Origin of the sequence: Desulfomonile tiedjei DSM 6799, assembly GCF_000266945.1 — a bacterium.
In the GTDB taxonomy this organism is placed as follows: Bacteria; Desulfobacterota; Desulfomonilia; order Desulfomonilales; family Desulfomonilaceae; genus Desulfomonile; species Desulfomonile tiedjei.
The window spans coordinates 4,010,912-4,031,954 of the sequence record NC_018025.1 but is presented as its reverse complement, the minus strand read 5'-3'; the positions used below and the strand labels follow the sequence as shown (position 1 = coordinate 4,031,954).

Below are 21,043 nucleotides of genomic sequence, written 5' to 3'. Positions count from 1 at the left end.
GAAGTTGAAACATACTGGTGGGGTAACTGATTGAGTAAGTCTATTTGTCGGCAGTTTCTTCGATCATAGACGACATTATCCTGTGAATCAGGGTGCTCGGCTCATGTTCGATGACGCCCTGATTTGTCATCGACTCGTCAGCCAAGAACTGTTCTTGCGCACTGATAATAAGGGCTTGACCAATATTTTGAGCCAAAGCTTCGTCTGCTTCGACGTAATGTGGAACGATCCGCTCCCCTTTTTCGGCCAGGGGCAACGCCACAAAACAGTCACTTGGCGTGAGCGGCACTATAGAGTATGGCAAGCCCTTATGGTGTCCAAATACACTGCACGTGTCTGGGAGAACAAAACACGGCCTCTCAGATCTTATTAGGACCCATTTGCTGTTGAAGATCGGCCTCGCTATTAGATCATAGAATTCGTCGTTTTCGTATAACGTCTCATATACGGAGTTCATGTATTCACGACTCTCCGACTGCCTTTCACCCACCATGCTCTTGACCAGGGGCTTCATCAACTCTCTTGACTGAGAAATCAGATGTGGGTTGCGGAGTTGTTGAATGACAATGAATCCTATTAGAGCCTCTTTTTGCGGCCTGTTCAAAGGCACGACTTGCAGGAGCATCTCTATGGGGCGAACTGCGTCTCCTTCTATTAAACCAAAGTAAGCTTCGAGTCTGTCGCTACATAAGTTCCTCGCATACCCCCATTGACTGAATGGAATTCGTTTCGACTTGAATGAGCCATCCTTTCCTTTTGTGAATCGACACACAAGGCCATCTCTCGACCAGTAACGTCTTATAAATGACTTCGGAATGAAATGATTCTTCTCTACTTTCTTGATTGAGAGCTTTGTCTTCTTGGGGTTCTTTTCATTCCTGAGCAAGGCATCTGTTTTTGGTTTCCATCGTTCGCAGTATTTCTTTTGTAACGCCTGCGACAAAACGCAGGCAGTGTGCTCGATTTTTGTATTCCCTTCCTCAGTCAGGAAATATTGACGTTCGGATTCTTCATCAAGCTGAGACAGCGATCTTTGTTCCATTCTAAGATTGATCACTTTTTCCGCAATAAAATCCATTAATCTCGCCACGTCAAAAGTCACCTCTTCACGGAGGTTGACGTGAATTCCATCGATCTGCGGTGCAATGAGCTCGATCATTCTCTTGATTATTCTCTGGACGACTTCGTCCCAGACTTCTGCGAGACCCTCAATATTATTAATCTGATCATCTCCTGCTCGATTGATCAATTTGTGTCTGCAAATGCTTTCATTCATGTCAACTCACGCTCCGAAAGCAAGACTCTGTAACGAGCCTGGTCATTGCATGGCATCCTGCCATTAGGGAATCCCAAAATTCACAGGGGCCATCTGCGGCCACAGTACTCATCTCAGAAGATGATTGTCAAGGTTTCCAATCTCTCGTATGTGCCTCAAATGCCCTGCATATCAGGCTCCAATTGACACATCCATCGATCCCTATTCTCCTGACGTCCTCAACAACAACCTTTGTCCTCCAGCGAATAACCTACCTTTTGGCATGGACAGAGGTCTACCTCTACCCATGAATTACCTCAGGAGGACGAGAATGAGATATTACGGAATTGACTTTGCAGCGCATGAACTGGGCGTGCATCCCTCTTCATTGCGGCGTTGGGAGGAGAATGGTCTGATTTCTCCAGAACGTGCAACGATGGGCAAGACCACGTTGAGGATTTACGACCAAGATACCATGCGGGTGCTACGGCGAGCAAAAAGATTGATGGATACAGGTATGAGCGCAAGGGACGCTTTTGCCCAGGCAACGAAGGAGGGACAACAAAATGATTGATATGGAAATGATACGCCGACTCAATAATTACGACACGGACGAACTCATAAGGGTCTTGGAATTGAATGAAGACCGCCTCTACCACTGGCTGGTTCTGGACTCCATTACGGTGGTGCGGGACGATCTGGGATCGTCAATAGATTACGTTACAGCATTGCGGGAAATGATCAAATCTGAGCGGCCCGATTACGTGAGCCCCTATGAAGGGCTGCTGCCCATTTGAGGCCAAACGCTGTCAGGGAGCCACCTTGGAACATGCTAGACGTCGAGCATGTTCGGATTCGAGCACTTTTCGCACGGCAAATCTGCTGCAATTTTGGCCAATCTCAGCAGTTGAATTTGTCCATGAGGAGTCGCTGGCTCCCCAAGTTTCAGGGCAATTTTGATGCCGCAACATTGCGGCAGACCGTCGGTACTGGCCCCACAGAATTTTTTCGGCCAAAATGCAAAATATATTCATGGCTAATATTGGTCCGTTACGGCTAAGTAGCTAATATGACTATGGCAGTAGAGATGAATTTGTGTACTAGTTATAGGGTAGAGACAAAGAGGCGATGCATGAACTGATGCATGGCGATAACTAGCTATAATATTTAGTGTAATTTGTAGCCCCAAGAATTTGACATGATTTCCCAGACTTATTACCCACATCGCTGATTTAGTCACAGGCGAATTCGTCAACAATCAAATAAGACCCAAAGCAAGGGAAAAGGGGGCCGCAGCAATGGAGTGTACGAGCCCCGAGGAGTAAACATGTTGAAAAAACCAAAAACTATTGAAGAATGGGGAAAGGAGAGACTGAGAAAAGCAAAGCAGGAAAAAGGGTTCGTGCTCATACCGATGGAATTGTGGAACGGAGAAGCCTTTCATGCCCTGGAGAAATCCGAGAAATTAATCCTCTTGGAATGCCTGTCTCAATTGCGGTACGCACCAAAAAGCGAGAAGAAACGAAAGAAGATACCAAAGGACACGTTATTCCAGTGCGGCCTCGGTTGGCTGCTGAATGGAGGAGAATTCGGACTGCCCACCAAGTACCTCCAAGAGCGAGGCATAAAAGGAGAAGACACCATAGCACGGGCAAAGAGGAAGCTGGTACAGGTCGGATTCATGGATGTGGTCACCCAAGGTTCCTTTCGCAAGGCGGGCAGGTTCCGATATTCTGACAGGTGGCGTATCTACAATGGTTCAGCTCTCATGTCGGAACATGGAGAGCCGCTCTATGATGGTCCTCTACCTGGCTATTGTCATTATCCGAATATTGTTAAGCGTAATGTTGCAAACTCAAGGTCTGAAACTACTTCTCTTGATGTTCACGAAGCAGATACTTTAGGTTATGTGCAACTGGATCTCTTTACAGATTATGCTGGTTGCTCTGCTAATGAATAGAAAGATACCCATAGTTGTACATTACCGAGGTAGATATGGTATATATATGAGATGTGTGATAATCCCATAGGGAGACCCTGTTACTGATGTGTGATAATCAAAGGAATATGAAAGTAGGTTTTGCGATTATCAAAGGAATGCGATATGTCTCGTTGGGATTATCACACTGGAAAATGCTTGGTAACAATATAAGTGATATTATAGTCGTACCAGAGAATACATCTGCGACATTATACTAAAACAGACATCAACAAATAGGCACCTGAGAGCCCCGCTGAGCGAATTTGCATATGAAGGCAAACATTCCCCTGCCAAAACACGGAATTCATGTCTGCGGGGTTCTCATTGAGCGACAAACAGAAGACAGAACATCATCATAGACGACCTGAGACTGAACTGCGAAAGCGGAATTATGACATGAACCGAGATGCTGACTGATGAATTGCTTTACGCCCTGCACGGGCCTCAACGACAATTACGGGCGGGAGAGCCCATGGAGAAATGATGAAAGAAAAAGAGAAGAAGAACAATTACGAAAAACTGCAAAAAGACGTGTCCGAAGAAATTGGTTATCTAGTGAAAGTACTCAAGGCAGAGACTGACTGGCTTGAGCAACACTGCCAAACAAAGATAAGCACCTGCTCTGACCGCTGGGACCTTCGTAACTTGGTGAAACTAAGAGACCAGCTGGATAGAACCAAACGAGAATTGCTCAGACAAGATTATTTTCTTGCCGATGTCGAGGGCCAAACCTCCTTTCTCTTGGACGGGGTAATCGAAGACGATGACTACTGTTACTGAGAAATGAGAGCAAGACCACGAAAGAGCAAAAATCCAAGAGCGCCTCCGCATCCTCCCACGGGGGCAGCACCCCATACCGACGGAGGGATGAAAAAATGCACGACATATTTCTCCGTCTCATGTTTGCAACAATGCGCAATTACTAGCCGTTCATTCTTTTTTCATTAGAGATGGATTTGTGTACTAGTTAAAAGGTAGAAACAAAAATTAGGACAGCGCCTTGGTCCACAGATGAAAAACAGACCAGGGTGCGCAGCTGAACAGCAGCAGAGATCCTTTTTCATGGTCAATCGAGTTTTCCCCATAGTCTACAGATAATTACCTGATCGGCTGGCCCCGTGGCCTCACGGACACCCAGAAACGGCCAGCCCCCCTGATTATTCCATAGCCAGATTCATCAACAATTTTAGGAGGCGGGCACCGTAATAGGTTGCCCCGCCACTCGGGTCGAGTACGTTCATGCTCGGCCCAGACAAGGAGTAAAGAGACTATGGCAACGAAAAAGATTGAAGACATTAAGACCCATCCCCTATTTGAGGGACTATTCACGATCAATGACGATTTGTTGGCGAGAATTGAGCAAAACATGCGTGAAGAGAATTACGACGACTCCCAGCCCATCATCTTGGCAACCTGGGAAGGTCAGGAGGAACCTGTGTGTATCGACGGTCATACTCGGTTGAAGGCAGCTACCAATGCCGAGATTGAAAAAGTTTCAGTCTACTCATACCAGTTCGAGACAGAAGAGGATGCCTTTGAGTATGCGCTACGTCTCCAGGGCAACCGAAGAAATCTGACCGACGGTGACCTGATCCATTGTATCGAACGACTCCACGAACGTAAGCCCCGAGGGGGAGATCGTAAGAATGTGGGGGTAGCAGAATCAGCGCCGCAAAGTTGCGGCAGCCGAGACGGTCGATCTGCAGGAGCCAAGCGCACCGCTGACCTCCTGAACATCAGCTCTCGCAAAGTCGAACAGGCTCTTACGGTTATCAACAAAGGACTGCCCGAAATCAGGGAAGCAGTTTTGAGAAACGAGATTTCGATCAACAAAGCATATCAGAAGACTCAGAACCAACGGAAGCAGCTTGAGGCCGAGCTCTCCACAGAGAATTCTGACGATATGGCCATCGATGAAAGCCGAGAAGTTGAACAGGGCGCTAAGGATACCAAATCCGCAGCTATGGTTCCCGTTCCCATTCCTTTGGAACTGGTCGGGGCGCTCCAAGAGTTGGGTGGCTTAGTCGAGGATCATGCATCCGAAGCTATCAAGCGTTACCTGGAATCGTTCACGAATGAATGTGAGCAGACTGGTACGGGGGAGGCTCCAGACGAGGATGATGAGGAATACTTTAACCCCGCAGAGTACGATGATGAAAATGGCGATACAGTTAAGAAACCCCAGGACGAAAAGGAACATGATGAGTCCAGAGATGATAATGACGAATACCTATTAGTCGATAGTAACGGACATGTGGTTGACGATGATGACGAAACAGACTGAGGTGTTGTCGCCCCACATGATCTGATTTAAGGCCCTTTCCGCCGTTACCTCCAACGGCGAGGGGGCACAAGGCGGGTGTAGTCCCGCAAATCTAGCGGAGGAAAAAATGATTAATGAAAAGCGAAAACAGAAAGGAGTTGTTGACCGCTGAAGAAGCGGCGGATTATTTGAATGTGTCAAAGGCAACTATTTTGAAATGGGCCAGAAAAGGGAAAATTGAGCGAGTAAAGATTTCGGCCAAGATCGTGCTATTCAGCATCGAGGCCATAGATAGTTTTTTGAAAGAAAAGACGAATCGAGTAGAATTAGCAACCAAGAATCATCAATCTGCCCTGCGTGCGACAAATTACCCTCAGGTGGTTCGGAAGGGAGGTGGTAAGAAAAATACAGGGGAATCTTGGCGAGACCTCAGACAGGAGGTTTCGTCGTGGGATTGATGAAAATCGGCGATAAATACTATGTTTCATTTAAGTGGAAGGGACACCGCATCAGGACGGTAACCCCAGCCACTAACTCGACAGACGCAAAGAAGATAGAGAAAGCTGTGAAGACGGCATTTACCATTGGCTCTTTTGGCCATTTAGACCCTGACTGTCTCGATGTGGTTCTCAGGACGCATGAGAACAAGGGATGGGCTTTACCGCCTGAACTTGCTCGCCCCGAGCCCACAGAAGAGCTGACCTTGATTAAGGCCACGAGGGAATACCTGAAGGCTGATCTGAAGCACAGAGCAGAGAGGAATCTCTATGCGATTGACCGCATCACTGAGCACTTCGGGGAGCACTATCCGTTGAAGAACATTAAGGTGGCCGATATACGGGCTTACCAGAGGATTCGCAGTCAGAAGGCGGAGAATGGAACCGTCAACCGAGAGTTAGGCGTGCTTTCAGGAATATTCCGTCTTCAATTGGAACTGGAAAGGGTGGAAATCAATCCTTGCACCATGGCCCACAGACTTCCTGAAAGACAGCGAGACTCGTATCTTTCATGGGAAGACTTCAACCGTGTTCTTGAACACAGCTGGTGGTTGCGGGACATCCTCACGGCAATGTACTACACGGGAATGCGATTCAAAGAGGTGGTCAGCCTCAGGTGGGAAATGTACAAACCTGAGAGACGGATGCTGGTCTTGCCCCCCGAGGCAACCAAAGAGGGCAAGAGTGCGAACAAGGTGCGGCTACGGACGAAAAGAGTCCCCCTGCGCATGGAAATGATCCAAATGCTTGAGGGTCGGCGAAAAGATCAGGGCGAGAACGTCCTGCGAGCTATGGGACCCATTTTCCCGTATGAGGGGCGTTACAAAAAGCACTGTGGCACTCATCAAGGAAAGGCCGTGGTAGCCTCAATGGTGCGCAAAGCATGGGCCAAGGCAACTGCCAAGGCGGGGATCGACGGACTGCAAATGCGTGATCTGCGGCACACCTGGAAGACGAATGCGCAGCGATCAGGAATGGACCCCACCGTGAGGAACATCATTGTTGGCCATTCCTCCAATCGCTCCGTAGAGGATCGCTACATCAGGGTTTCGGATGAGGAACTCTTGAAAGCCGTGGACAGCATGAGGTTTGACAATGGATGGACTGAGCTTGACATGGTGGAGGAAGGCCAAGCCTGATGGCCTTACCGAAAAAGGGGCCAAAAAAGTGCCAAAGGCCTTGGCCCCAAAAGAAAATCAGGAAGTGGCCGTCAACCTATCTTCCTGATTCCTTTTAGCTTTTCTGGTAGGCGGGAGAGGATTTGAACCTCCGACCCCTGCCGTGTGAAGGCAATAGCCCCCTTAATGAAATCAACCGTCTGTCCGAAAAGCCCAACCATTTCAAGCCGAATAGATCCTTTCCGATCCCTTTCAGTCCCTGAGAGTTCCTCAACGCGTGTACAAGGAGTGTACAAAACCGGTGTGGCATCCCGTACCCCTTGTTGCTCAGGACACGCGGCGCAGCTTCTGTGGTCAGGTCGTCGCTATTCATTTCAAGAAAGCAACTCTCCGGTTTGCGCATGTCATGAGTGATGGATCGGTGCCGCACATCTCGTTGAACACTCTGTTGAGCCGTGATAGATTTGCTGCTAACCAACGAGCTTGTGACAGTTCGGAAAGAATGGACCCAGGCAATTCAGGCCACCGATCAAAAAATCGGTGATAAGGAAAATCACGGAGGGGAAGAGCGGGAGGAGAAATGGCAATGAAGGACCGACCAGCCGTAATCGAGGCGCTGGGAGCAAATGAAGAGCGCCATCATGAGGCCATCATGAGGCTGTATGACTTGTGGCACCGATGGAACATTGCCTTCTTTGACGGCATCTTTGAGGAAGAAAATACACCAGTCATTGTCATAGAGCCATTATTCACATTGAGCGACGGTTACGAAGGATTCTATGACCGAATAGGCGGACGCGCGGACGACTCAGACGACGTGCCATCAGAGTATCCGGTTATTCGACTGTGCGAGAACGTTCTTGCGGGAGAGGATCATCCTCTTTGGAAAGAAGGCCACGAGTACTCGGAAGGGCGTTTCAGATATGTGGCTGATCTCATGCTGCACGAAATGGTGCACGCATTCTGCGAGATATGTTGGGGGGCCAGCGCCGGTAATATCGATTGGTACGAGGTCTCCAAGCGAGACTCAGACAGGAAGTTTGCGTTCCTTGAATCCATCGGCCTAGTGTTGCGTTCTCGAAATAAGGTCTGCATGCGAACCGCATGATATTCCGTCATGCTGGTCGCTTGTGTATTCTATTTGCACTCCGAACTTCCGGAACGTGACACTAGACGGATTACGGGCTGCAAAGCACGGTCTCGTCTTTTGCACAATGTGCGATCATATAGCCGACCATTTGCACCTGAGGCATGTGAGATGCACAGAAATAGAGGACTGGGAAGACGGCGAACCCGGCGATGACCGTCATCAGCCTCTGTGTGATTTCTTCCCTGCCAATATCAGGCCTGAGGAGTATTACTTGAATGCTAGGGCGGGTGACCCTGATTAGTGCAGAGGCTATGGGGTCAGTTTTCGATCAACTACGCTATTGACGCTTTGGACAGCGTACCGGACTAACACCGCTATCTGAGGCTATCACGGACTCAATGGAACTGCCCCACCAGAGGAACTGTTACACGAAAATCGCTCAAATCGCCTCTCAGGTGCCTTTTCGTTCGTTTCCCCGTGCAGGGAACCCTGAATGGCGGAAAGCCTCTTAATGGACGCGGCTCTATATTGGCGATATCACAGGCACATTTGGCAACTCCCAATTATTATTCAATAATCTTCCGAAACGACCGTGCTAGACTATTCCCGTCTCCACAAAGTTACTGAGAATCGTTCTCCTTGCGTTTGGAGACGAATCTCGCGACCAGTCTATTTGCGATTTCGGACCACAGAGCCGTTCCTCAGTACCGGGAAGGCTTGCACTCAGCCCTTATATTCAAACTCCCTGTGACCGTGCTCTATGTGATAGACTGCCTTCGCATTCCGCTTCGAGGAGGCAGCGCCGGTGAGTATCCCTGACGATCCGATGGAAAGAAAGAAATGGATGTTGAGGCTTTGGCACGAGCACGGGGAACGCTTCGCCGTCTTCCATCCCGACGAGCAGCCGCTGCCACCCGCCGACGTGTGGCATTCGGATATGTACGAGCCTTATGGGCCCGAGCCGGATCAGGAAGGGAGATTTGATCCGAGAGTTATAAGGCATTTGAGATGGTGGGAGGACACGCGGAGATTTCTACGGGAGCGGTTCGGGCTTCACATCAGCCCCTATTACCTCTTCGATTGCCTGGCCGGGAAATACCAAGGTAGATTCTCCGACGAAATTGCTGAAAAGGGGGAGCGGCACTGGTACGTCCGGGCTCTGCGGATGGGCGCGTTTATGTACGACGGGAAGGTCGGCGTGGGCTTCAGTTGCCGGTCCCGGAGATGCCAACGCATCAAGTGCCCCCTGAATCTGCAAAGGAAGAAGAACGACCAAAAAAGACTCAACCGGGTGGACCTATTCGAGCTGCTCCAGATCTTCTGCGGCGAACAGAAGATGCCTTTGAGCAAGGCGGTGAGCGAAGTGTCGGCTGTATTTGACCTTCCACTTCATGACTTTGGCTCACCGTACTACGCCATCCCCAAGGAAGCTTTCGTGAAGCTCCTGAACAACTATCGTGACGATATTTCCAGGCTCATCAAGAACTTTCGGAACAGGTGCACGGGCAAGCGTTCGCAGTTGGTCTACTTCATCCGCAAACCGCCACCGGAGATATCCCAGAACCACTTTTGCTTTCCACAGTCCATAGTGGCCGAGGGTACACTGGAAGGGATCAATCATCCGGCGGTCATTCTCTATCTTCACCTACTCGTGATCAGGCTGGAAGCCACCATAGCCAATCGTCCCTTCAGCATTCCTACACCGGCGGAGATCGAAACGGACACGGAGGTGGGGGGCTACAAGATCTCCCGGAGGTCAGCCCAGAGGTATCTTGAGCACCTGGAATCGGTCGGTTTACTCCCCGACAAAAATCCAAGGGAGAACGTGTAAATGGGTACTACAAAAACCCCTGTTTTTTGGCTGGGTTGTGCCCAATGAAATCGAGTTCTTGTAGTACCCACTGATAAGTTCTCTCGGCGTACATATTAGATTTAATAGTGCTCTGGGCCGCTCTGCGGTTCAGAGATTCCTCTTTCGGAGTATAGATTAATAGAGGATTTCCCTGAGATTTAGGACTTAACTACCGCCCCGGAAAATATAGATTACAAGACGCTTAGCGCTTGAGGAGCAAAAGATTCGTGGATCTAAAGAGCTTCATGAGCACCTTGAATACAGATTCACTCGTAGGATTAAGTGTTCCATTATCCGTGCCTGAAGATGACTCGATCATGATCGGGTACTTCCGGCCTGAAACGGGCGCAGGACATGTCAGGCTTCCCCAGAGTGAATTGAAAGCCGCTGTAGGATTGCTCTACACGGGCAAAGATTTCCCCGTGGCCGTTCATGGGCTGAAGAGGATGCGGGAGGTGTACCAGCTCCGCGATCTGGACCTTGAGCACGAAAGAATTTGGGACACGCGGCTCATGGCCCATCTGCTTGACCCAGGCCGGGACGATGACCACGGTTACCGTTTGAGCGCTCTTGTGCGGACGCATCTCAATCAAGACTATCCGTACATGGGCGAGAACCTGTTCGCACAGGATTACCCAGAGTTCCTACGCCGTTGCGTCGAGAAGGATGCTGAGCTTGTCCACCGTATGACAGAGACTCTCGTGATGAAGATGGACTCGGACCTGCTCCAGCTCTACCGCGAAGCGGAGTTCCCTGTGTCATCAGTCCTTGTACAGATGCACCTGGACGGTATCGCCGTTAATCAGGCCGGCTGTGAAAGACGTCTTGCGGCTGCGCGGCAAGAGCTTGAACACTTGGAATCACAATTTAGGTTTGGCTCCCGTAACCTCTTCTCTGCTCGGAAGACCTATTGGTACCTGCATGACGCAGGTGTGGATTTTCCAGATGACATTGGGCGCGGTTTTCGAATAGACGACGATGAACTGAAAGAACTGGCCGAGCAACATGGGATCGAGCTTGCGGCCCAAGTCTTGCTGTGGCGAAAGCTCAAGCGGGATGTGCGATTCCTTGAGGCGGGCGCGGGGGCTGATCGAGTTCATCCTGTGTGGCGGATGACTCGCACGTCCACCGGCCGAATCGTGGCGTCAGATCCGCCGGTGCAGAACATCGACAAGAAGAAATACCGTCCTCTTCTCATCGCCCCGCCAGGCCGCACTCTGGTAAAGGCCGACTGGAAGACCTGCCAAGCGCGGATTTTGGCCCATTTAAGCAAAGACCCGGAGCTGATACGCCTGTTCACGGACGGAGAAGACCTTCACTCCCGGACGGCCCAGATGCTTGGCCTGGGCAGTCGTGATGAAGCGAAGCCCATAAACTTTGGAATTATCTTCGGCCAGAGTCCGCGGGCTTTAGCCCGAGAGATTACGGCTTCGTGGAATGAACAAGGGAGGTCGGGGAGGGTCGATGAAGCCCAAGCCCAAAGGTACATCGACGCCTTCTTCGGTACCTATAAGGGCATTCTTCCCTATTTCTATGAAGAGTTTGGCAGGCTCACGGACACGAGGGTCTCAGAGCGAGTGCTCAAGAATCCGGTTACAGGACGCCTCCGTCGATTCCCCAAGCAGAAGAGCGACAAGTTGCAGCGTGAAATGAAGGCCACGCTGCTACAGCAGGTCGAGTCCCATCTTCTCAAAGTCTCGCTGGTCAAACTCAACGGGGAAATTAGGAGAAGAGGCCTGGATGCGCGGATAGTCGCGTGCATTCACGACTCGATATGGCTTGAAGCGCCGCTTGCCGAAGAACAAAGTGTCCGGGAGATCATGGAAACGGTCATGACTACGGCGATGAGTCTGTCGGCTCCTCTGCTCGTGGACTTTGAAGACTGAGCGTCGCGGAGTGGCAAAGTCTCATTGCCCTGGAATTAACGATAATACGTCACTCCTTCTCTACGACGGCATTTGGTTCACGTGCCCAGATGAGCGCGCGACTGTCGCGCGAGTTACTGAAGAAATCCAGAAAATCATGGAGAATTCTGTGAGGCTTTCTGTTCCTCTCAAGGCGGAGGTGAGTTGACCGCGTGTCACCACGTTGAAACATGGTCCAGCTTTTCCATCGAGTAATATCAACCATTTTCTACACTCGTCTCGGTCCACTTGATTAGCTTTTGTCTCGCAGGAAGTCTTTCGGAGATACTCTTTCCCAGGAAGCAAGAACAACTTCGGAACGGAATGAATTCGGGCTCCTGACGAAATTAACACGTCGACTGGCCTACCTTAGCACCGACTCATATCTATTCAGACTGTTTCAAGAAGGCCAAGACGTCGTTCAATCGGGCTGAAGCCAAAGCTATGCAGCTGTCGGCCGCCCCGTAGTACAGGCGCAACTCGTCTTTGTTTAGAATCCAACCGCATGGGAAAACAACGTTTCCCACATCCCCACTTATCTCGTAGGATTCTTGCGGACCAAAAACCCACTCGTCTGAACGCTTGATCACTTTGGCAGGGTCCTCAAGGTCCAGGAGTGCGAGGCCGAGTCTGTATATGCAGCCTCCGGGCGTTTCGCGAACTCCGTGATAGAGTATCAACCATCCTTCGGGAGTTTCCAGCGGCGGTGGAGACAGCCCGATTTTGTTAGCGTCCCACCATCCTCCTCGCCTGGCTCGGATTAAGACCCGGTGATCGCCCCAATGCTTAAGGTCTGGTGAATAGGAAATCCAAATGTGCTTGTCAACGCCGGCAAACGCCGACACAGGCCTATGTAGCATGGCATATCGGCCATCAAATTTCGCCGGAAACAATGCAGCATCTTTATCTTCAGGAGGCATGACCGGGCCAAGACGTTTGAAATCGATGAAATCCTCCGTAGTGGCCAACGATACAAGTGGGCCTGCCTCGGAATAAGCGGTATAGGCAATCGCCCAGGTTCCGAGGTCTTCCAACCATGTGATTCTAGGATCTTCTATACCCCACATTTCTTCCGGGTGCGTCTCCGGCGACGGCAAAAGAGACGGTTTGCGGTCTATTCTCCAGCCGCCGACGCCATCATGACTCCGTGCTATGCACAGATGTGACATCCCTGTCCTGTCTTCCACTCTTGCAACAAGGATATGTTCCTCGCCCATGAGAGTAGCACCGGCATTGAACACCGAGTTGACCGGGTACGTCCAGTCCTTGGCAGACAATATGGGATTATTTGGGTGCCTTTGAAACAGCACAGGATTACGAGACCTTTTCATTCTCTCACTCCTCGCCAACGGTGTCTTCAGAATTCCAGCGGCAATTCTATTGGTCGTCCGGAATCAACCGACTCTCTTGCCAGAGCGTAGGCTTCATTGTACTGTCCCGCAACCACGTCCCACGAGACCACACCATCGAGATATTTCTTCAGGTTGTCTCCTAGTTCTAGTCTGAGGTCCTCATCGCAGGCCAAACGCACAACCTGTTCCTTCAGCATGGCCTTAGTGGTAAATAGGAGCCCTCCTTTGCTTTCCAGAGTCTGGGCCGTGAGCCCTTCCATGGGGGCGGTTGTGATGAATGGCTTGTTAAGTGATATGATTCGCGCCAGCGTACCCGACTGTGTTTCGTCTATGGACGGAAGCACAATGAAGTCGCAAACCGCCATCACCTTGTAGTAGATATCTCCTCTCGGGATGAATTCAAAATAGTGCGCCAATCCTTTCTGCTCAAGCACTTCCACCTGTTGTCGGTATTCCTCGTAGTCCCTGAGATGATTTGGATCTCTCATCGAGCCAGCCGCCAGAAGGTTCCAGTCTTGTCCGGATTCTTGAAGGATCAGATCGTGGACTTCCTCCCATATCGAAGTAAGGATGTCCCACCGTTTGTTCGACTGTATCCATCCTACAAGTCCGATTATGTGTTCACCTAGGTATGGGAACCGGTTTAAGCCAATTTCCTCTTTCAGTTGTGGAACATCTTCAATCCCCCAGCGTCTGTCAGGACGCGCCCCATGCGGGACAACCATGATGTTTCGAGGCGTCGCCCATCCTCGGCCCATGAAATTCCAGTCTAGTCGCCATTTCTGATAATGGCACTTCAAAAGCACAATGCGTGCCCGCTGGCACATTTGATAGATGAAGTTAGCTTCAAATTCCGTTAGTCGCCCGTGAACAGTGTGGGGTTCCACTACCGTAGGGTAATCGCTTAGGGCACTGAGAAGACTCAGGACACCCTCGTTTCCGTCACCGTATCCTCGTGGATCGACGTATTCGTACAATCCGTATTCATGTTCAAGATGGATTGCGTAGGGCCGCAACCCCCTGATCTTGTTCGCTACCGGTACCCACCAGTCTTTCCGAGACATGTCGATGATAGGAAATACCCCTTCTCCTGACCCGTCCGTGTGACTGATGACCAGAACTTCTCTGCCCGGATTGGCCTTTTGGATGAACTCCCGCGCTTCCTCTGTGAAGGTTCCTATGCCGCAGAGCCGCGGCGGGTAACTTGAAATCATTACAATAGGTTGTGACTCGCCCATATGATCTTCCTCAGGAATGTCTTGATGTTCGATTAAAAACCTTAGACACGCCTAGTCGAGAAGGAAAGAGTCTCGGGCCAAAAAAATACGCTGGCCTCGTTCGCGTCCCTCTCTGTCATGCCAGCGCTTTTCCTATCTCACTCTGAAGACGATTTCAACAGAAGATCAATGTGCTGCTGCGTACCTCGTGAGATTGAGGCTCGTGGTAATCTCAGGGCTCTCAGGTTGAGATGCCATGAGCCGTTGCGATCTGAACTCGGACATTCCGATCAGGGCCATGAGAAAGCAAATCACGGACTCCGCGCCCTGATTCGCGCTGATGCCGCTTGAATCTATTCCATCAGCGACAGCTCCGTCAGCAAAGTCGTACAGAGCTTCATTGAGGCGGTTACGGCCCAGGAACCATTCAAACGCATATTGAGCAGAATCCAGGTATTCGTCCTTGCCCGTGACCTGGTATGCAGCGATATAAGCTTCCACCAAGTATCCGGCATCGACCGGTTGCTGACCAAACGTCGCCTTTTCTCCATTCTTCGGATACCACCCTTCGTTGCCGATCAGCTCAAAGTAGACTCCGTTCCACTGAGTTTGAGTCAGGAAGTCGAGAGACTCGACCGCAACTTCCAAAAACTCCTCTTTTCCGGTGTCCTGGTATGCCCGAAATAAGGCTTCAGGAAGTTTGGCGTTCCCATAGGTCAGAATGTCCTCAAACCAGTGCCAATAAGTCGTTCTGTGGGCCTTGTAATGTGTTGCCAGGTCGTCCGCGAACTTTTCCAAAAGCCATCGAAAGCGGCTGGCCCCTGCAAACCTATCCAGGAGATGGTGGAATCCGAGAATAGCGTAGGCTTTGCCTCTCGGCGATTCCACAAGTTCTAGCTTAGGCAAGGCTTTTTCCATCAGATTCTGAGCCAAGTGTCTTAATCTCTGATTCGGACCCCATCTCACGACTGTGCCAAGTCCCCATATCACTCGCCCCAGAGTATCGTCGCTTCCTTCCTGGTCGAGAAAACGGCGATCATACGACATGAAATTATGGAAATGCCCTGTGTCTGTCTGGGCATGTTTCAGGAAACTCATGTAGGTCCGCACAGTTGGAAGAATTGCGGGGCTCTTGACCTGGTTATAATAGGTCATCAAGACGGCTAGACCTCGGGCTACGTCGTCAGCACTGTATCCGTGATCCCTATCTGGAATTCCGAACGCTGCGTGTTGTATGAGGCCCAAATCGTCAGATAGTGCGAGCAGATGATCCAGCTTAATGTCGGGCAGAGTTGCCTGTGGAAACATTCGAGCCTGCCATACCTCACGGACTTCTCTGTGCTCTCTCTCCTTGAGCACCTCCTGGAAGAGTTCCACATACCGCCGCGCGACCTCTCGCCATATCATCAACCGTCCGAACTCATACGCTTTCTTACGCATCTTATTACGCATGACCGGGTCTTCTATCAAGTTGACCAGCGCGTCTGACAGTCCTTTCGTATCCCCGAAATCGACGATGATCCCTCTGTGATCGCTCAACATATCTTCCGCATACCAGTAGGGTGTTGAGATGATCGCTTTCCCAGCTCCCATGGCGTAGGCAAGGGTTCCAGAGGTTATCTGCTCTTTTGCGAGATAAGGTGTGACATAAATGTCGCAGGAACAAATATATTCAATGAGTTCTTGAAGATCCACATATCGATTATGAAAAACTACATGGTTGCCCAGTCCCAAGTCCCTGACCTTCCTTTCCAAAGACAGCCGGTACTCCTCTCCTGAATGTCGGCGCACTTCCGGGTGGGTAGCACCGAGAACTATGTAGATCACTTCAGGATGCCGCTCAACTACCGCGGGCATGGAATCCAGGGCCGTCTCTATGCCTTTATTGGGACTGAGCAATCCAAAGGTAAGAAGCACGGTTCGTCCTTCAACTCCGAATTGATCTTTATAGAAGTTGGAATCAACGAACGGGACATCAGGTACTCCGTGGTGGATGAGAACGATTTTGTTTTCGGGGACACCGTAGATTGTGCGAAGGATTTCGACACCGGTGGGACTCATCGCCACCAGCCGATCTGAGAACTCAATCACGCGCTCAAATGATTCTCTGTACTCTTTCGCAGGGTTCTTGATTATGGTGTGACAGGTGGTCACTAACGGCTTGCGCAGATAACTGAGCAAGACGCCGAGGTACTTGCCGGCTTCTCCGCCGAAGATGCCGAACTCATGCTGAAGGCTCACGACCTGAGCGGACGATCCGTTCAGGTATTCGGCAGCCCTTGCGTAATCTCGAATCTCGTTTTTCCGAATTTCAAAAGTGACCTGAGGCGGGTAGTCATACCCATTGGTAGACTCCGACAGGGCCGTCACTCGGTACGGGAGTCCCCCAACCTCGTCGGAAATGGAATCCGCTAAATCTTTGGTGAATGTCGCTATTCCACACTTACGAGGGACCGATGTGGCCAGATAGACTATGTCCATTTCGGGGTGTAACCCAGAGAAGCGAATTTTCTCTTTCATGACTGTCCCTCCATGTCCTCCCTGCGCGGACCCCTTGGCCCGAAGGTACAATCAATCCTTATTCCGCAAATCGACACGCCAAGAGCCAGCTGCTGCTCGCCGTTTTGTTTAACGGAATGGTCATCGGGGCTGCGAATGTCAAGCCCCGTACCAGTCACAATTACCGCCATCTGTGTCTTCAATCCGCGTGAGCAAGAAACCACATTGGAAACAGGGGAAACGTCTGCTTGAGAGCCCCTGATTCCGAGGAAAAAATCTCCTGCACAAGCAATTCTGTAAAAAAACTGCCGCCTTGACCTGATAAAATCTTGTGGATCAGCCATGAATAGTTTTGGGTGTTGGGAGTTTTTTCCCCAGAGGGACTTGACATGGTCAATTCCACGTACAGTACGGATTCCAGAGGAACTCTCAATAGGGCATCCGGCGAAATACATGCCACTGGCTGGCGCCTGTTTGACAAAAGGACTGGGTCTCAAAGAGAGAATAGCATGTTCCGCCGGAGCGAAATCTGGGGTGAGGTTACTGAACAATGGTTCACGGAGTAATCATGGCAGGCGGGAGCGGAACCCGTTTTTGGCCTCACAGTAGAAGAAAACGACCCAAGCAGCTTCTTAGCATCGCTGGCCAGAAGACCATGATCCAGGCCACTGTGGAGCGAATCACTCCGATCATCCCGTATGAGCGGATCATGGTCATCGCTGGCGCTCCCCACGTAGACGAACTAAAGCGTCAATTGCCCGAATTGGGCAATGATCAGGTTGTGGCTGAGCCTGTGGGCAGAAACACAGCCGCATGTATTGCACTCGCGGCGTACAAGCTCAGCAATAAAGACCCGGAAGCTTTGATGGTCGTGCTCCCTTCTGACCATTTGATTGGTAAAGAGAAGGAATTTCTGGAAGCTATGAAGGTAGCCGTAGACACAGTAACCAACGGTGAATACCTTCTCATGTTCGGCATCGTGCCCAATCGCCCGGAGACAGGTTACGGGTACATCAGAATCGGGGAGCGCCTATCGGGAGGCGGACCCAAGACCGTGTACAAGGTCGCCCAATTTGTTGAAAAACCGGACCTCGTCACTGCAGAATCTTACCTTGCCTCTGGAAAGTATATGTGGAACAGCGGCATGTTCGTATGGAAGGCCGCTAACATCATAAATGCTCTTGACAAGCACCTTCCCAAGCTCAGCAATGCGATAAGGGAGATTTCAGGGTCATTGGGAACAGCTGAAGAAAGCCTGGCCATCAAGCAAGCCTATGATCGTATTGAGGCCGTTTCCATTGACCATGGAGTCATGGAAAAGGCTGACAACGTGCTTTGTCTGCCTATCGACGTAGATTGGAACGATGTGGGCAGCTGGGCCTCGCTTGAAAGCGTGTGGGATTGCGACGATGGGGGGAACGCGATCAGGGGCCAGGTTGTTTCGCTTCAAAGCAGGGAGTGCATTGTAAGTTCCCCTTACAAACTTGCGACCTTGATAGGAGCTGAGAACTTGATCGTGGTCGATACATCCGACGCTCTCATGATCTGCAGGAAAGACCGTGCCCAGGACGTTAGGAAGCTGCACGAAATACTCAAGAATCACGGGTACGAGCACTTGCTGTAACTTATTGCCGGCAGGAGGTTTTCGGTATGCGTATAGCGATGCTTTCGCCCATTGCGTGGCGAACTCCTCCAAGACATTACGGGCCGTGGGAGAGAGTCGTTTCGCTCCTTACCGAGGGTTTGGTGAGGCGAGGAGTGGAAGTTACCCTTTTTGCAACGGCAGACTCCGAAACGAGCGGCATATTGCACGCCGTTGTTCCGAGGCCTTATGAGGAGGACAAGACACTAGACCCCAAGGTTTGGGAATGCCTTCACATTAGTGAACTCTTTGAAATGGCAGATGATTTTGATCTTATTCACAACCACTTCGATTTTCTCCCACTCAGCTATTCAGGTCTGACGACGACCCCTGTGCTGACCACCATTCACGGATTCTCCTCTCAGAGAATTCTGCCAGCATACAAGAAATACAATGGCAAGGTTTACTACGTGTCCATAAGCGACGCGGATCGGTCACCTGAACTCACGTACATGGCGACGGTCTATCATGGGATCGACCTTGAATCTTTCACGTTTAACGATTGTAACGGCGACTATCTGCTCTTTTTCGGACGCATTCACCCTGAGAAAGGAACCCGAGAGGCCATTGAAATTGCCAGCCGAGCCAGGCGAGAGCTTATTATTGCTGGGGTGATCCAGGATCAGGAGTATTTTCGCTCCCAGATTGAGCCACGGCTGGACGGTCAACGCATCAAGTACATAGGCAGAGTAGGGCCTGAGAAACGAAACGAACTTCTCGGAAGCGCACTCGCACTCTTGCATCCCATAAGCTTTGAGGAACCGTTCGGCCTTTCCGTGGTTGAAGCCAACGCGTGTGGCACGCCGGTTATAGCTTACCCGAGAGGTTCCATGCCGGAAATTATCCATAATGGGATCAACGGGTTTCTTGTGAAAGATGTGTCCGCCGCGGCTGAAGCGGTCGAGCGAATTGGAGAGATATCGCGCCGTGACTGTAGGAAGATAGCGGAAGAGCGGTTTTCCAGAGATCGCATGGTAGACGAATACCTCGGACTCTACCACCAAATCCTGGAACAAACGAAGAGAGAAGACCACCGGCCATGGGGCTACTACGAGGTTCTCTCTGATCTGCCCGACCATAAGGTGAAACGAATAGTCGTCTTTCCCGGAAAACGGCTTAGCCTGCAACGCCACAAGAGACGAGCAGAGCATTGGACGGTCGTCAGCGGCAATCCGCTCGTCATTCGAGATGCTGAAAAAATTTCTTTAAATCCTGGTGATTCCATTGATATTCCTGAAGGAGCCAAGCATCGCGTTTCGAATCCTGGAGATGAGCCGGTCGTATTCATTGAAGTGCAGATGGGCAGCTATTTCGGCGAGGATGATATAGAGCGATTTGAGGACGACTATGGAAGGGCAGGAGACAATGTCAACCAGATCAAAGAACTGGCCGGTACGCAGGTACGATGGAAATCCCATACTTACGAAAGAGGACGTGCCCTACACGGTTGAGACAGTTCACAACGCCGGTGCGGTCAAGACCCGGACTGACTATGTTCTGGTTTTCCGGTCCCACCTGAGCAATGGGCGTTCAATTCTTGGGCTTGCCCGAAGCGCGAAGCGAGGACGGGTTCCGATTCAGCGTTGATCCACGGCCCTTTATGAGACCGGCCGAGCAAGGTTTGTTTGCCGAATATGAAGAGTACGGCATTGAAGACCCTCGAATCTGCCGGATGGGACAAGAGTTTTTTGTCACTTACAGCGCGTATTCCAGACATGGAGTGCGAATAGGCCTGGCCAAGACTGAAGACTTCAAGTCAGTCGAACGCGTTGCGCTCATAACTCAGGCTGATAACCGCAATGTGGTCCTTTTTCCAAAGAAGTTCGGCGGCCGATTTGCTCGACTCGACCGGCCGCACACTGAAATTGCTCCTTGGTCCATCTGGATTTCCTACTCTCCCGATCTGATTCATTGGGGTGATTCCCGTGTCGCTATGAAGCCCGCCCCGTACCATTGGGATCAGATGAAGATCGGCCCTGGTGCGACACCGATTGAGACTGAAAAGGGATGGCTCAGTATTTACCACGGTGTCTTTCGGACCATGGACGGGGCAATTTACAGATTGGGATGCGCCCTCCACGATTCCCGTAATCCCTCGCAAGTTTTGGGAATTGCCGACGACTGGATACTTCAACCTGAAGATCCGTGGGAGGTGACAGGGTACGTTCACAATGTCGTTTTCACCTGTGGAGCGATCCCCGAAGACGATGGCTCCGTCAAGATCTATTGGGGAGGAGCCGACACCGTGATGTGCGCGGGAACGGCCGCAATAGAGGACCTCTGTGAACTTTGCACGAATTCACCAAGGGCTCCTTAGTCTCTGTTGCCACTGAACACACATGCTTCCCAAAGGTCCGGTTGTCTGGTTGATGA

At 50.7% G+C, this 21,043-nt stretch carries 16 protein-coding genes and 1 pseudogene; 13 read left to right on the top strand and 4 right to left on the bottom strand.

Features of this window, described 5'->3' with window-relative positions; genetic code table 11:
* Nucleotides 1–40: 40 nt before the first annotated feature.
* A complete protein-coding gene (locus DESTI_RS17090) occupies nt 41–1,276 on the bottom strand; it encodes a DUF4238 domain-containing protein (RefSeq protein WP_014811223.1) in 1,236 nt (411 codons plus the stop codon).
* A 310-nt stretch (nt 1,277–1,586) separates the two neighbouring features.
* On the opposite strand from DESTI_RS17090, the gene DESTI_RS17085 reads away from it, so the two are divergent.
* From DESTI_RS17085 to DESTI_RS17030, 10 genes are all read left to right on the top strand, one after another.
* A complete protein-coding gene (locus DESTI_RS17085) occupies nt 1,587–1,829 on the top strand; it encodes a helix-turn-helix domain-containing protein (RefSeq protein ID WP_014811222.1) in 243 nt (80 codons plus the stop codon).
* On the top strand, nt 1,822–2,052 hold the full coding sequence (locus DESTI_RS17080; RefSeq protein ID WP_014811221.1) for a hypothetical protein: 231 nt from the start codon (nt 1,822–1,824) through the stop codon (nt 2,050–2,052). Before DESTI_RS17085 ends, DESTI_RS17080 begins: the two co-directional genes overlap by 8 nt.
* A 530-nt stretch (nt 2,053–2,582) precedes the next feature.
* Nucleotides 2,583–3,215, top strand: a complete 633-nt coding sequence (locus DESTI_RS17075) for a hypothetical protein (RefSeq protein WP_014811220.1) — start codon at nt 2,583–2,585, stop codon at nt 3,213–3,215.
* A 501-nt stretch (nt 3,216–3,716) separates the two neighbouring features.
* On the top strand, nt 3,717–4,016 hold the full coding sequence (locus DESTI_RS17070; protein ID WP_169316384.1) for a hypothetical protein: 300 nt from the start codon (nt 3,717–3,719) through the stop codon (nt 4,014–4,016).
* A 490-nt stretch (nt 4,017–4,506) separates the two neighbouring features.
* On the top strand, nt 4,507–5,520 hold the full coding sequence (locus DESTI_RS17065; protein WP_014811218.1) for a hypothetical protein: 1,014 nt from the start codon (nt 4,507–4,509) through the stop codon (nt 5,518–5,520).
* A 113-nt stretch (nt 5,521–5,633) separates the two neighbouring features.
* Nucleotides 5,634–5,957, top strand: coding sequence for a helix-turn-helix domain-containing protein (locus DESTI_RS17060; RefSeq protein ID WP_014811217.1), 324 nt, complete (start codon nt 5,634–5,636; stop codon nt 5,955–5,957).
* Nucleotides 5,957–7,135: a tyrosine-type recombinase/integrase gene (locus DESTI_RS17055; protein ID WP_157212365.1), complete on the top strand. Its 1,179-nt coding sequence runs from the start codon at nt 5,957–5,959 to the stop codon at nt 7,133–7,135. Before DESTI_RS17060 ends, DESTI_RS17055 begins: the two co-directional genes overlap by 1 nt.
* Nucleotides 7,136–7,700: 565 nt before the next feature.
* Nucleotides 7,701–8,222: a hypothetical protein gene (locus DESTI_RS17045; protein ID WP_014811214.1), complete on the top strand. Its 522-nt coding sequence runs from the start codon at nt 7,701–7,703 to the stop codon at nt 8,220–8,222.
* 808 nt (nt 8,223–9,030) lie between these two features.
* Entirely contained in the window at nt 9,031–10,035 is a 1,005-nt protein-coding gene (locus tag DESTI_RS17035; RefSeq protein WP_169316383.1) for a hypothetical protein, read from the top strand.
* Between the two features lie 248 nt (nt 10,036–10,283).
* Entirely contained in the window at nt 10,284–11,942 is a 1,659-nt protein-coding gene (locus DESTI_RS17030) for a DNA polymerase (protein ID WP_041286276.1), read from the top strand.
* A gap of 404 nt (nt 11,943–12,346) precedes the next feature.
* Here DESTI_RS17030 and DESTI_RS17025 read toward each other — a convergent pair whose 3' ends face one another.
* The 3 genes from DESTI_RS17025 to DESTI_RS17015 form a co-directional block, all read right to left on the bottom strand.
* Entirely contained in the window at nt 12,347–13,291 is a 945-nt protein-coding gene (locus DESTI_RS17025) for a glycoside hydrolase family 130 protein (RefSeq protein ID WP_014811212.1), read from the bottom strand.
* A gap of 26 nt (nt 13,292–13,317) precedes the next feature.
* Nucleotides 13,318–14,550: a glycosyltransferase gene (locus DESTI_RS17020; protein WP_014811211.1), complete on the bottom strand. Its 1,233-nt coding sequence runs from the start codon at nt 14,548–14,550 to the stop codon at nt 13,318–13,320.
* Nucleotides 14,551–14,715: 165 nt separating this feature from the next.
* A complete protein-coding gene (locus tag DESTI_RS17015) occupies nt 14,716–17,049 on the bottom strand; it encodes a glycosyltransferase family 4 protein (protein WP_014811210.1) in 2,334 nt (777 codons plus the stop codon).
* Between the two features lie 547 nt (nt 17,050–17,596).
* Here DESTI_RS17015 and DESTI_RS17005 point away from each other — a divergent pair.
* From DESTI_RS17005 to DESTI_RS16995, 3 genes and pseudogenes are all read left to right on the top strand, one after another.
* Nucleotides 17,597–18,652 (top strand): mannose-1-phosphate guanylyltransferase, encoded by a 1,056-nt coding sequence (locus tag DESTI_RS17005; protein WP_052316066.1) that lies wholly within the window; start codon nt 17,597–17,599, stop codon nt 18,650–18,652.
* A gap of 26 nt (nt 18,653–18,678) precedes the next feature.
* The gene (locus tag DESTI_RS17000) at nt 18,679–20,121 is read left to right on the top strand and encodes a glycosyltransferase (protein ID WP_014811207.1); all 1,443 of its coding nucleotides are present in this window, start codon (nt 18,679–18,681) and stop codon (nt 20,119–20,121) included.
* Nucleotides 20,036–20,987: pseudogene (locus DESTI_RS16995) on the top strand (glycoside hydrolase family 130 protein). Before DESTI_RS17000 ends, DESTI_RS16995 begins: the two are co-directional and overlap by 86 nt.
* The last annotated feature ends 56 nt before the right edge of the window (nt 20,988–21,043 follow it).

Excerpts from the sequence above, each read along its gene's own strand:
- DESTI_RS17025 (WP_014811212.1), bottom strand. The coding sequence starts at position 13,291 with ATGAAAAGGTCTCGTAATCCTGTGCTGTTTCAAAGGCACCCAAATAAT.
- DESTI_RS17045 (WP_014811214.1), top strand. The coding sequence starts at position 7,701 with ATGAAGGACCGACCAGCCGTAATCGAGGCGCTGGGAGCAAATGAAGAG.
- DESTI_RS17005 (WP_052316066.1), top strand. The coding sequence starts at position 17,597 with ATGGCAGGCGGGAGCGGAACCCGTTTTTGGCCTCACAGTAGAAGAAAA.
- DESTI_RS17065 (WP_014811218.1), top strand. The coding sequence starts at position 4,507 with ATGGCAACGAAAAAGATTGAAGACATTAAGACCCATCCCCTATTTGAG.
- DESTI_RS17070 (WP_169316384.1), top strand. The coding sequence starts at position 3,717 with ATGATGAAAGAAAAAGAGAAGAAGAACAATTACGAAAAACTGCAAAAA.
- DESTI_RS17020 (WP_014811211.1), bottom strand. The coding sequence starts at position 14,550 with ATGGGCGAGTCACAACCTATTGTAATGATTTCAAGTTACCCGCCGCGG.
- DESTI_RS17015 (WP_014811210.1), bottom strand. The coding sequence starts at position 17,049 with ATGAAAGAGAAAATTCGCTTCTCTGGGTTACACCCCGAAATGGACATA.
- DESTI_RS17035 (WP_169316383.1), top strand. The coding sequence starts at position 9,031 with ATGGAAAGAAAGAAATGGATGTTGAGGCTTTGGCACGAGCACGGGGAA.
- DESTI_RS17000 (WP_014811207.1), top strand. The coding sequence starts at position 18,679 with ATGCGTATAGCGATGCTTTCGCCCATTGCGTGGCGAACTCCTCCAAGA.
- DESTI_RS17075 (WP_014811220.1), top strand. The coding sequence starts at position 2,583 with ATGTTGAAAAAACCAAAAACTATTGAAGAATGGGGAAAGGAGAGACTG.
- DESTI_RS17085 (WP_014811222.1), top strand. The coding sequence starts at position 1,587 with ATGAGATATTACGGAATTGACTTTGCAGCGCATGAACTGGGCGTGCAT.
- DESTI_RS17080 (WP_014811221.1), top strand. The coding sequence starts at position 1,822 with ATGATTGATATGGAAATGATACGCCGACTCAATAATTACGACACGGAC.
- DESTI_RS17090 (WP_014811223.1), bottom strand. The coding sequence starts at position 1,276 with ATGAATGAAAGCATTTGCAGACACAAATTGATCAATCGAGCAGGAGAT.
- DESTI_RS17055 (WP_157212365.1), top strand. The coding sequence starts at position 5,957 with ATGAAAATCGGCGATAAATACTATGTTTCATTTAAGTGGAAGGGACAC.
- DESTI_RS17060 (WP_014811217.1), top strand. The coding sequence starts at position 5,634 with ATGAAAAGCGAAAACAGAAAGGAGTTGTTGACCGCTGAAGAAGCGGCG.